Here is an 11,329-nt window from a genome sequence, read left to right as displayed (position 1 = left end):
ATGAGACGCGCGAAAATTGTGGCAACTTTCGGCCCGGCTATCTCCAGCTTCGACAACACCCTCGCGGTGCTGGAGGCCGGCGTCGACGTTGCTCGCATGAACATGAGCCACGGCGACTACTCCGTGCATGACATCACGTACGAAAACGTCCGCAAGGCTGCGGCGCAGTTGGGCAAGCCTGTTGCGATCATGGCCGACCTCCAGGGACCCAAGATCCGTCTTGGCCGTTTTGTTGACGGACCGCACGAGCTGGCCGTAGGCGATACCTTCACCATCACCACCGAAGACGTTCCCGGCACCAAGGACATCTGCTCCACGACGCTCAAGAGCCTCACCGAGGACGTCAACGTAGGCGACGCCCTGTTGATCGACGACGGAAAGGTGGCGCTGCGCGCCATCGAGGTTGACGACGTTAAAGTTGTCACCACCGTGACGGTTGGCGGCAAGGTGTCCAACAACAAGGGCATCAACCTGCCCGGTGTTGCCGTCAACGTCCCCGCCCTGAGCGAAAAGGACGAGGACGACCTCCGTTGGGCCCTCAAGCGCGGCGCCGACCTCATTGCACTCTCGTTCGTGCGCGATGCCTCAGACATCACGCGCGTCCACGAGATCATGGATGAAGAAGGCCGCCGCGTGCCGGTGATTGCCAAGATCGAAAAGCCGCAGGCAGTGGAGCAGCTCCACGAGATCATCGACGCCTTCGACGCCATCATGGTTGCCCGTGGTGACCTCGGCGTCGAACTGCCGCTCGAAGAGGTACCGATCGTCCAGAAGCGCGCCATTGAACTGGCACGCCGCTGGGCCAAGCCCGTCATCGTGGCAACCCAGGTCCTGGAATCCATGATCGATAACCCGCGCCCGACGCGCGCCGAGGCTTCCGACTGCGCCAACGCAGTTCTCGACGGCGCCGACGCAGTCATGCTCTCCGGTGAAACCTCCGTGGGCCAGTACCCCATCGAAACCGTCAAGGTCATGGCCCGGATCATCGAGTCCACCGAAGTACACGGCCTTGAGCGCGTCCCCCCGCTGGGAACCAAGCCCAAGACCCGTGGTGGCGCCATCACGCGTGCCGCCGTCGAAATCGCCGACCAGCTGGACGCAAAGTACATCTGTACTTTCACCCAGTCCGGTGACTCCGCACGACGCCTCTCGCGCCTGCGCCCGGTCAAGCCTGTCTTCGCTTTCACCCCGGTGGAGCACGTCTGGAACCAGCTCGCCCTCACCTGGGGCATCCAGCCGGTACTGGTCCCCACCGTGGGCCACACCGACGAGATGACCGCACAGGTTGACCGCAGCCTCCTGGACATGAAGCTCGTGGACGAAGGCGACCTCGTGGTCATCGCCGCCGGTTCCCCTCCAGGACAGGCCGGTTCCACGAACTCGCTGAAGGTCCACAAGGTAGGCGACCTCGCCGATACGTCCACTGTTGACGCATCGCGCAAGGAACCCGTTGGCCCGTGGCCTGAAAAGAAGTCCAAGGCCAAGGCATAGTCCTCCGGTCTTAAGAGAATGCGGGCCCCGCCATGTGGTGGGGCCCGCATTTCTTTTGCTTTCTGGCATGTACGACGGCGGCCACGCACCTCGTGTGAGGTGCGCGGCCGCCGTCGTGCGCTGCTTTTTTGGTCCGGTGCTAGTTGACCTGGTTGATGATGGTTTCGGCAACCTCACGCATGCTGAGGCGACGGTCCATGGAGGTCTTCTGGATCCAACGGAACGCTTCCGGCTCTGTCAGGCCCATCTTGGTGGTCAGGAGGCTCTTGGCGCGCTCTACAAGCTTGCGCGTGGCGAACTGCTCCTGGAGGTCGGACACCTCGTTCTCAAGCGCCTTGATTTCCTCATGGCGGGAAAGGGCGATCTCGATGGCCGGGATGAGGTCCGCGGGGGAGAACGGCTTGACGACGTAAGCCATGGCACCGGCGTCGCGTGCGCGCTCCACCAATTCCTTCTGGCTGAAAGCAGTCAGCAGCACAACAGGTGCAATGCGCGCCTTGACGATCTTCTCAGCCGCCGAGATGCCGTCCATAACGGGCATCTTCACATCCATGAGGACAAGGTCAGGCTTGAGTTCCTCGGCCAGCTGCACAGCTTTCTCGCCGTTGTCTGCCTCGCCGACGACGTCGTACCCCTCGCCCTTCAGAATCTCGATAATGTCCAGGCGGATGAGGGTCTCATCCTCGGCTACGACAACGCGTCGGGCCGGCTGGGCTGTGGACGTGGACTCCGTCTGTTCGGTCACGGGATCTCCTTGAAAAGGTTCGGCGGGTTCATGTCCATCTTAGTGTGGACCGTTGCGGAGCATGATTTTGTTGCACTCGCGCGCCCGGTTCTTTGAATCAGCCTATCTGCATGTAGAGTAGTTTCGCGTGCTGGGAAAGGATCGCGTTGCTCACAGAAATGAGAGCAGTCAGCGAGATTTAACTTCCCGGTAATCCGCGCCCGAGTGGCGGAATTGGCAGACGCGCTGCACTCAAAATGCAGTATCGAAAGGTGTGTGGGTTCGAGTCCCACCTCGGGCACGGCATACCCCCTTGTCAGAGGGGGTTTTTGCTTTAACGTGTGTACATTCTGGGTGGTCAGGTCCCTCTGACACTGGCCGCGGGGTGTGCCTGGCGCCGCGGGTCGCCTGTGAACTTGTGGGGGAGCGGGTTCAGGGCGATGGCTGGCGGGCCCTCCGCTGGCTGTGATCTGGGGTTATGCGTTCCTCTCCTGGTTCGTCAGGTAGGTCGTGGTTGTCCTACACCTCTTCATGGGTAGGTGCTTTGTGCGCAACATGACTTTGGGAACTTGCGTCAAAGATCCTGGTTTCGGCTCGTTCCTGAGGTGAAGAGGCTTAGCTGGGGAAGGCTTTGTCAGGCCAAAGGGGGTGTGGACATTGTCCACACTTAAATCTCCTTTGTTGAGCCTGATTCCGGCCATTGGCTTCTCCCTTATTCCGCCTACACCTATTCATGCATGGGAGTGGCCGTAGCGACATGACGCGGATCCTGAAGCGCTGCGTGTGCAGAGTCATTGCGCGAGGAGAGTTCAGTAATAACGGTCGCCCGAGTGGGTTTCAATGTGGTCTTGGCCGTGTCATCGACGCGCACGGCGTAATCAACTGGGACACGGGCCCGCTGCAGATGACCGTTCCCAGCGGTGCCAGCAGAACATTGCAGAGACGACGTTTCTCGGCTGATTCCGTGGTCTCTCCCATGGATCGATTCGGATCCTCCGTCGGCTGCCCGCCACACCGCTCAGTGCCCGTTCCGTAAGGGTCTTTCTTGCGTCTGAGGTATGCGCTTCGCTGCTTGGCCGGGGAAGCGCCTTCTTCCTGCTGGCCCGACACCCAGTCAGCTTCAGGGGTGGAGAGAGCTAATAGGTTCGCTAGCGACAAGGGCAAAGACCAGGACGAATCCTGGCCTTTGCCCTTGTCTCTCGCTATTGATGGGTTCGCGCCGTCAATTTGGGTGGAAGGTTTTGGAAGGAAGGATGATTAGCTAGCCCTTGACTGAGCCCGCCGTGAGTCCTTGGACGATGAACTTGCTGGCGAAGGCGAAGATGACCAAGGTCGGCACCACCGTCAGCACTGCGGCAGCTGACATGGAACCCCAATCGATGTTGAAGCTGGAGATGAACCCGGCCAGTGCCGTCGGGATTGTCTTGTTGGCGTCGCTGTTCATCAAGGTCACCGACAGGAAGAGCTCGTTCCAGCAATTCACAAAGTTGAACACGAAGCTCGCGGCCACGCCTGGCAGCATCACGGGGACCAGCACCCTGAACAGTGCACCTACGCGGGAACAGCCATCGATCATGGCCGCCTCCTCCAGTGCATCGGGGACGTTCTCGAAGAACCCGCGCAGCATGATGGTGCAGAAAGGGATGCAGATCGCGATGTAAATCAGAATCAGCCCCGTCTTGGAATCCACGAGGCCAAAGTCGCTCATCATCAGGTACAGCGGGCCCAGCGCTATGAAGCCGGGGATCATCTGGGTCACCAGGAACGCGCCCATGACCGCGCCGCGGCCGGAGAACTCGAAGCGGGCCAACACGTAGGCGGACAGCAGCGAGATCAAGGTGGCCGCGGTGGACGCAACGGTGGCCACGATCAGGCTGTTGATCATGTACTGGCCGAAGTCCGACTTGGTGAAGAGGCCGATGTAGTTCTCCAGGGATAGCTGGCGCGGCCAGTAGTCCAGCGGTAGCGAGTAGATCGCCCCCGGTTCCTTCAATGATGTGATGATGATCCAGTACAACGGAAACACGGTGACCAGCAGGCACAGTGAAAGGAAGACGACCTTGCCGATGCGCCCGGCGATGCTTGCTCGGTTGATCATTTCTGCGCCTTTCGGGGTCGGACCGTCATGAGGTAGAAGGCGGCGAAGAGCATGAGGGTGACGACGACGATCAGGCCCAGGGCCGATGCCTTGCCGTAGTCGCCCTCCTGCGTAATTTTGATCATGTAGGTGGTAATGATGTGCGTCTGGTCGGCCGGTCCGCCGCCTGTCATCGCGAAGATGATGTCGGGAAAGTTGAAGATCCAGATGACCCGCAGCAGGATCGTTAGGGCCAGCGTGGTGGCGATGCTGGGAAGAGTGATGTTGAAGAAGGTCCGCACCTTACCTGCACCGTCGATCGCCGCTGCCTCGTACATCTCGTCAGAGACGGACTGCAGGGCGGCGAGGATCATGATGGCGAAGAAGGTCACGCCGTACCAGATGTTGGCGATGACGATGGCCGTCATGGCAAAGCCTGGTTCCGCCAGCCACGGGATGGGGGATTCGATCAGCCCGGCCTTCATGAGCAGATCGTTGACCACGCCGAACTCGGCGTTGAACATCCAACGGAACAGCATGCCGATCAGGAACCCGGACACGGCCCAGGGGAAGAAGAGGAAGGCCTGGTAGGTGCCGCGCATCCGGAAGCGCCGCTTCAGGAAGAGCGCGACGGCGAAGCCTATCACCACCTGCGGCGCAAGAGAACCAACCACCCAGACAACTGTGTTGCGCACGATGCCCCAGAACTCCGGGGCATCGAACAGGCTTTGGAAATTCCCGAACCCCACCCAAGAGGTGTCGGAGAGGTCGTTAAGGTTCCAATGTCGGAACGCCATTTGGCTTCCGGCGATCATCGGATAGTAGGTGAAGATGCCGACGAAGACCGCTGCAGGCCCCAGGAAGGCCAACAGCGTCAGCGCAGTCTTGGAATTGAAAGGCCGCTTGTTTAGATTCTTGTTGCTCGCCCCGGGTGGCGCGTCCCGACGTGGGGAGGGACGCGCCGCCGCGTGCTCAATTTCGAGAGTCATTGTTGGCTAGCCTGCCGTCTTTTCAGTCCAGTAGGTGTCCCAGCTGGCGAGCAGCTCAGCGGTGGACAGCTTCCCTGACAAGACGCCCTGAATGTCGCTGTCGGCCTTCTTGATCCACTCGGCCCACCAGGACACCCCGCGGGGCTGGACGACGGGGATGTATGTCTGCGGGTTTTGGGTCATGGTGAGGTATGCGGCCCAAGGTCCGGTGCTGTAGAAGCTGTCCTGTGCCGCGGACTTCAGAATCGGCACCAGGCTGTTCTCCTTGGTGAAGGTGGTGGCAGCGTCGCCCTCGGTGAGGTATTTGACCAGCTTCACGGCCTCGGGCTTGAGATTGGAAGTGGCGGCGACGCCCCAGCCTGCGGTACCTACGGGCTGGAGGGCTTTGCCGCCGGGGCCGACGGGCATAGGTGCTACGTTCCACTGCCCGGTGGTGATGGCCTTGGACTCTCGGACGGTGGCGATGACTTCGGGATCCTGCAGCAGGAACGACGTCGAGCCGTTGCTGAAACCCTGCACCATTTCGGGGTAGCCCCAGGCCGCGGAGGACGGGGGGGAACCCTTCTTGAACAGTTCGAGGTAGAGGTCCATGGCCTCCTGTGCCTTGGGCGAGGAGAAGATTGTCTTGCCGCTGCTCAGCCTGAACGCGTTTTCCTTGTCGACTTCATCGGCTACGTACGCCCCGATGATGGTGATGGCGGTGGAATTGGCGTTGGGGCCGCCCCGGAAGGCGTAGCCAAACTTGCCGTCGTCGGGCTGGTTAAGCGCGGTGGCCTGGGTTAGCAGGTCGGGCCAACTGGCCGGTGGACCGGAGAATCCGGCATCCTTTGCCAAGTCGGTGCGGTGGAACAGGGACAGGCCGTAGAAGCCGTAGGGAATGTAGTAGGTCTTGCCGTCCTGCTTGGAATAGTGGACTGCGTTGTCTGTCAGGTCCTTCCAACCGTCCCAGTCTTTGAGGTCTGCGGTCATGTCGTACAGCCATTTGTTGGCGCCGAATGATCCGACCGTGGTGTCGCGGGTCTCGACGACGTCGACCCCTTTGCCGGACTGAAGCATTTGCTGGATCTTCTGGTCGGCCTGTTCTGTGGGCGGCGAGATCAGGTCCACATTGATGTTGGGATTTTCTTTTTCGAAGCCGGAGATCATTTTTTTGATGGTCTCTGTGCGGGTTGGGTTGGTGAGGCTTTCGACCATCTTCAGGGTGACCTGGCCATTGCTTGCCGGTTGCTCGCCGCTACAGCCGGCAAGTGCCAGGACGGCCGCTAGGCCCACTGCGGCGGATGTGATGAATCTGGATTTCACGGGGATCCTCCATTGACTGACTTGTTCGTGGAAAGTGGTCGCCGCGCCGGCTTGGCGGAGCGGCGATGGTGGTGCTCAGTTGGTGCGGTCTAGCCGTACCAACTCGGGGACAGCCTGCTCGGCGAAAATTCCGTAGCCCGCGGGTGAGCCGTACGGCAGAACGGAAATTCGCGGGACACCCTGCCCGCCGAGGGTGGGAAGAACAGTTTCTATGTCCCGTTCCTCCCACATGTACGCCGGGACCGCGTGTGAGTCCTCGTGAATGGCGACCATCGCGAACTGCCCTAGGAACCATTCGCGCGGGTTTTCATACAGGCGTGTCGTGAGCCGGTGCTGGGCCGCGTGCTGAACCGAACCGTAGGGGCCGCGGGTGAGATGAACCTTCGACGACATGAGGGTCCAGTTGGATATCGAGGGCGGACCGTCGACTGTCATCATCGGCTGCGGTGCCGTGAGGGGCGAGGGCAACATGAGCGTTTCCTTGCTCGGGAGTAACGGGAACATCAGTAACGTACATCACGGCCCATCCAAAGACAACAGACAACTAAGGCAAGTCATAGGATCACTTTCGCGATAAGTCGTTGAATAGCGCTCTTTGGAGAGCACTTTCTTGGATAGTGATATGATGACTTTGTTATGAAGTATGACAAGAGGCTCATTTGGCGCTCTTGTCGCGGTGGGAGCGTGTAGTCTCCCATTAGAAGCGAAGGAGGCGGCGAATTGAATGCAGTCGAGACGGCCATGGAGGGCCTGCGGAACAAGATTGCCTCGGGCGAGCTTGCAGCCGGGCAGAAGTGCCCGCCGGAGGCGGAACTGTCCGCCCAACTAGGCGTGTCACGCAGTTCTCTGCGGGAGGCGGTGCGTGCGATGTCGGCTCTGGGCGTGATGGAATCCCGGCATGGCTCGGGAACTTACGTCTCCTCCCTGGACCCGACCGTGGTCCTGCAAAACTTTGCGTTATTGGTGGACCTGCTCCCGCTGGACAGGCTGCTGGAACTTTTTGAGATCCGCCGACTGCTTGAATCCCACGCAGCAGCAACAACGGCCGCCAATGCCACACCCGAGGATTTGACCGAGCTCATGGCGCTGGTGGCCAGCATGGAGGCCGCGGTCGATCCCACCGAATATGCCGAGCTCGATTTCCGGTTCCACGAGGCAGTCTGCCGTGCTAAGGGCAATTCCACGCTCTCAACGCTGGTCAGGGTCTTCCGATCCCGCGGCGATCATTTCCACATCTACGATGGTGAAGAAGGCGAAATCGTGCGGGCCAACAGCACTGCCGGGCACCGGGCCATCGCCAGCGCGATAGTAGATCGTGATCCAACATCGGCCGCCACCGCCATGGCTGCGCACATTGCCCAGACGGAATCCCTGCTGAAGAAGCGTCGAGCGAGCCCGCGGAGCCAGAACTAACTGGGTGACAACTGAGCCCCTCCGGCACACCTAGGACGGTACGTGGATCCGGCGTCGAGCAGTTCCAACGGCAGCTCGAGCTCAAGGTACACGGTGGTTCGCCCTTGGGCACACGTCCCGATCCGGCATGCCATGCCCAGCCGGCCCGATGGTGGACGACGAGGACGGCGTTTCACCATCGAACACGGCCATGTGAGCCGCCATCCAGCGAACACTTGAACATCTGCCGACGCCAAAACCAAGGCGCGGCTCCCAGCCTCCCTGCCCATCGCCCGTAAACGGGCACCTTAACTGCAGGTACCGGAACGACAGGAACGATATGTCCCCTCATCGTCAACGACAGAACGTCAACGGCCCCATTCTGATCCCTGGAAGTAGTAAACCCGGACGGTGCAGGGCCCCGCACCAGGCTAGCGACAAGCTCCCCGGTCGAGGTCCGGCGGGCTCGACGAGCCATCCGGGGGCATCCGGGGTCAAGACGTTGGCGGTGGCTGCCAAGTGAGCGCCACGACGGTGACGGGTACCCTTCCCGAAGCGATCCATTTCAGGGCCAAGGGATGCTCCCTCCTGATCGACCTCACCGAACCGGGTATACCTGTGATCCTGCACTGGGGAGCCGATCTTGGCGTCCTCGGCGAGGACGGCGTGGCCGCCGCCCGGATAGCAGGCTCTGCACACATCCCGTACTCGTGTTCGCCCAACGTGCGAGAACCTTCGCTTCTGCCGGATGCCCGCAATGGCTGGCTCGGTCGTCCCGGCCTGTTGGCGTCCCGGCAAGGACGCCAGTGGGCACATCATTTCAGCGTGACGTCAGTAGATATCAACAGTGTGCCCTGCACGACCCCCGGTGCGATCGAAACCGGTCCGGGTCGGCTGAGAGTCCACAGCACCGACCATGAGAGCGCGCTCGAACTCGACCTCGACGTCGAACTTCATTCCTCAGGGCTGCTGCGAACCAGAGCAAAACTCACAAACAGGGGCGATCCCCTGGAGGTCCAACAGCTGCACCTCAGCCTTCCCGTACCAAGGCAGGCCAGCGAACTCCTGGACTTCGCAGGACGCTGGGGAATGGAACGTATCGTGCAGCGTCAGCCCTTCGCCGTCGGTCAGCACCTACGGGAAAACCGGCGGGGCAACACCGGCGTCGATGCCGCCCATGTCCTTCACGCCATCGAACCAGGAACAGATTTTGAGCAGGGTGAGGCATGGGGGGTACACACGGGTTGGAGCGGTAACCACGTCCACGTTGCCGAACAAGCAAATACCGGCGAACGCCTACTGGGCGGCGGGGAACTGCTCATGCCCGGGGAGATACTCCTTCAGGACGGCGAGGAGTACCTCACTCCGTGGATATACGGCTCCTACGGTGTCGGGCTGGACCAAGTAGCCCACCGCTTCCACGACTACCTCCGCGCCAGGCCACAGCATGTGTCCACGCCACGACCTGTCACACTCAATGTTTGGGAAGCAGTCTATTTCGACCATGACGAGCCGCGGCTGCTCGAACTCGTTGATCTCGCCGCAGATATCGGCATCGAGCGATTCGTTCTCGATGACGGATGGTTCGGTGGCCGCCGGCACGCACGCACCGGACTGGGAGACTGGAACGTATCCGAGCAAGCCTGGCCCCAGGGCCTGCATCCGCTTGTCGACGCCGTCAAAGGCCACGGAATGCAATTCGGGCTATGGGTTGAGCCGGAGATGGTTAACCTCGACTCCGACCTGGCCCGAGCCAACCCCGAGTGGATTGCCAGCGCAAGGGCTGATCCGCCCATTGAGCAGCGACACCAACACCTGCTGGACCTGACGAATCCCCGATGCTACAAGAACATCAAATCCCAACTCGAAGCCCTACTGACCGAATACCCCATTGATTACCTCAAATGGGACCACAACCGGGACGCCGTGGAGGCAGGCTCCCAAATCCGGGGCGGAACCCCTATCGGACACGATCAGACCCTGGCCGTCTACCGCATGATCGACGAACTGAAATCCATGTTTCCAGGCCTGGAAATCGAATCCTGCGCCGGCGGCGGCGGCCGCATCGACCTTGGCATCCTCGAGCGGACAGACCGTGTCTGGGTCTCTGATTGCATCGACCCACTCGAACGGCAACGCCTGATGCGTTGGACAGGCCAGCTCATTCCCCCCGAACTCATGGGCGCCCATGTTGGGTCCCCCCGATCTCACACAACGGGCCGAACACATGACCTTTCCTTCCGGGGGGCCGCAGCCTTGCTGGGACACTACGGCGTCGAATGGGACCTCAGTTCAGCCACCATGAATGAACGGAAAAGCCTCGCCGGATGGATCGCAACCTACAAACAGCATCGTGCCCTCATCGCCTCCGGACGGGCACTGCGGGGCCCTGACCCAGCCGAGGACACCTGGCTGAGCGGTGTCACAGCAGCCGACGGAAGCGAAGGACTCTTTGTCATCTCAAGCATGGCATGGTCGGCAACCAGACCCAGTGCCCGGGCGAGACTGCGTGGACTCGATCCCGCCAGAAGCTACAACGTAACACCGGTAGTCCCCGCCGACCTCCCGTCGGGACTTGTCGAAACCGCTTGGTGGTCCCACCAAGGCCTCGCGATTCCAGGCTCGGTCTTGCAGATCTCCGGCCTGCAAATACCCACCACCCATCCAGAACAAAGCATCGTCATTCACGTAAAGGCAACAACCGGACCCGACCGGCCAAGGAAAGGGGCCGATGGGAAACAGGACGAAGACAGCACTGACCCGGAAAGTCCACTAAGCCGCGGATCCAAACGCTGAACGGACACCTCCCGCCCGGCAGGAGCTCCGCCGGCGCGACTCCCGCTGGGCGGATGGCCCTGAAACAGAAACAAATGAGGGCCGGACGGACTAAGCCCGGCGCATAGCCATCATGGAACGGCCTACTGACAGATTTGCCCTCGCCAGGGAAAACATGACCTGCCGCGGTTTCACCTGGGCCATCACTGCAGCGCGGGGCCCGCATTGCGGTTGTACGCTCGGCCCGCAGAACCCGCAGGGATTCCACTGCTCCGTTCCGGGAGATTTCGGGGTGACGCCTGCCCTGCCGGAGAGCAACGATTCTGCGGCTTGATAGGCATCGAGTGGATCGGATTTTCCCCGCAGCCGGCGTGCCTGCCGGTTCGGGCGCATCACTTCCACCACGCGGATGCCCTTTCGGGTGAGCACACGTGAGAGTTCGGCGCCGTAGCTGCCGGTTCCTTCCACACCGGCGGCGAGAACGGAACCGAAGCCGGTGTACATTCCGTGTGGTCAGGTCCCTCTGACACTGGCCGCGGGGTGTGCCTGGCGCCGCGGGTCACCTGTTTGGTTGTGGGG

The 11,329-nt window shown here is 61.2% G+C and carries 9 protein-coding genes and 1 tRNA gene; 4 read left to right on the top strand and 6 right to left on the bottom strand.

What is annotated here, in order from left to right; all coding sequences use genetic code 11:
* Nucleotides 1-1,491 carry a pyruvate kinase gene (gene pyk, locus ACSSVG_RS00430; RefSeq protein WP_231338917.1) on the top strand — a complete coding sequence of 497 codons (1,491 nt, stop codon included), beginning with the start codon at nucleotides 1-3 and terminating at the stop codon, nucleotides 1,489-1,491.
* 139 nt (nucleotides 1,492-1,630) lie between these two features.
* On the opposite strand, the gene ACSSVG_RS00425 is transcribed toward pyk, so the two are convergent.
* The gene (locus ACSSVG_RS00425) at nucleotides 1,631-2,236 is read right to left on the bottom strand and encodes an ANTAR domain-containing response regulator (protein ID WP_011774540.1); all 606 of its coding nucleotides are present in this window, start codon (nucleotides 2,234-2,236) and stop codon (nucleotides 1,631-1,633) included.
* 198 nt (nucleotides 2,237-2,434) lie between these two features.
* On the opposite strand from ACSSVG_RS00425, the gene ACSSVG_RS00420 reads away from it, so the two are divergent.
* A tRNA-Leu gene (locus ACSSVG_RS00420) sits at nucleotides 2,435-2,516 on the top strand.
* Between the two features lie 960 nt (nucleotides 2,517-3,476).
* On the opposite strand, the gene ACSSVG_RS00415 is transcribed toward ACSSVG_RS00420, so the two are convergent.
* The 4 genes from ACSSVG_RS00415 to ACSSVG_RS00400 all read right to left on the bottom strand — a co-directional run bounded on the left by ACSSVG_RS00415 (nucleotide 3,477) and on the right by ACSSVG_RS00400 (nucleotide 7,054).
* Entirely contained in the window at nucleotides 3,477-4,313 is an 837-nt protein-coding gene (locus ACSSVG_RS00415) for a carbohydrate ABC transporter permease (RefSeq protein ID WP_231341088.1), read from the bottom strand.
* Entirely contained in the window at nucleotides 4,310-5,281 is a 972-nt protein-coding gene (locus ACSSVG_RS00410) for a carbohydrate ABC transporter permease (protein WP_231341087.1), read from the bottom strand. Before ACSSVG_RS00410 ends, ACSSVG_RS00415 begins: the two co-directional genes overlap by 4 nt.
* Before the next feature lie 6 nt (nucleotides 5,282-5,287).
* Complete coding sequence (locus ACSSVG_RS00405; RefSeq protein ID WP_231341086.1) at nucleotides 5,288-6,583, bottom strand: ABC transporter substrate-binding protein; 1,296 nt, start codon at nucleotides 6,581-6,583, stop codon at nucleotides 5,288-5,290.
* Between the two features lie 75 nt (nucleotides 6,584-6,658).
* Nucleotides 6,659-7,054 (bottom strand): hypothetical protein, encoded by a 396-nt coding sequence (locus ACSSVG_RS00400; RefSeq protein ID WP_231341085.1) that lies wholly within the window; start codon nucleotides 7,052-7,054, stop codon nucleotides 6,659-6,661.
* A 249-nt stretch (nucleotides 7,055-7,303) separates the two neighbouring features.
* Between ACSSVG_RS00400 and ACSSVG_RS00395 the strand changes: the two genes are divergently transcribed.
* Both ACSSVG_RS00395 and ACSSVG_RS00390 read left to right on the top strand, forming a co-directional pair.
* Nucleotides 7,304-7,996, top strand: a complete 693-nt coding sequence (locus tag ACSSVG_RS00395; RefSeq protein WP_492416723.1) for a FadR/GntR family transcriptional regulator — start codon at nucleotides 7,304-7,306, stop codon at nucleotides 7,994-7,996.
* Nucleotides 7,997-8,494: 498 nt separating this feature from the next.
* Nucleotides 8,495-10,771, top strand: coding sequence for an alpha-galactosidase (locus ACSSVG_RS00390; RefSeq protein ID WP_492416721.1), 2,277 nt, complete (start codon nucleotides 8,495-8,497; stop codon nucleotides 10,769-10,771).
* Between the two features lie 90 nt (nucleotides 10,772-10,861).
* On the opposite strand, the gene ACSSVG_RS00385 is transcribed toward ACSSVG_RS00390, so the two are convergent.
* Nucleotides 10,862-11,254, bottom strand: a complete 393-nt coding sequence (locus ACSSVG_RS00385; RefSeq protein WP_492416719.1) for a hypothetical protein — start codon at nucleotides 11,252-11,254, stop codon at nucleotides 10,862-10,864.
* Between the last annotated feature and the right edge of the window lie 75 nt (nucleotides 11,255-11,329).

Source organism: Paenarthrobacter sp. E2MeOHC11 (assembly GCF_058744955.1).
Note: the sequence above shows the minus strand (reverse complement) of the source record. Positions and strands in the feature narration are given on the sequence as shown.

What these genes read in the sequence shown, in the direction of transcription:
- ACSSVG_RS00400 (WP_231341085.1), bottom strand. Translation starts at nt 7,054, where the DNA reads ATGTTGCCCTCGCCCCTCACGGCACCGCAGCCGATGATGACAGTCGAC.
- ACSSVG_RS00415 (WP_231341088.1), bottom strand. Translation starts at nt 4,313, where the DNA reads ATGATCAACCGAGCAAGCATCGCCGGGCGCATCGGCAAGGTCGTCTTC.
- ACSSVG_RS00410 (WP_231341087.1), bottom strand. Translation starts at nt 5,281, where the DNA reads ATGACTCTCGAAATTGAGCACGCGGCGGCGCGTCCCTCCCCACGTCGG.
- pyk (WP_231338917.1), top strand. Translation starts at nt 1, where the DNA reads ATGAGACGCGCGAAAATTGTGGCAACTTTCGGCCCGGCTATCTCCAGC.
- ACSSVG_RS00385 (WP_492416719.1), bottom strand. Translation starts at nt 11,254, where the DNA reads ATGTACACCGGCTTCGGTTCCGTTCTCGCCGCCGGTGTGGAAGGAACC.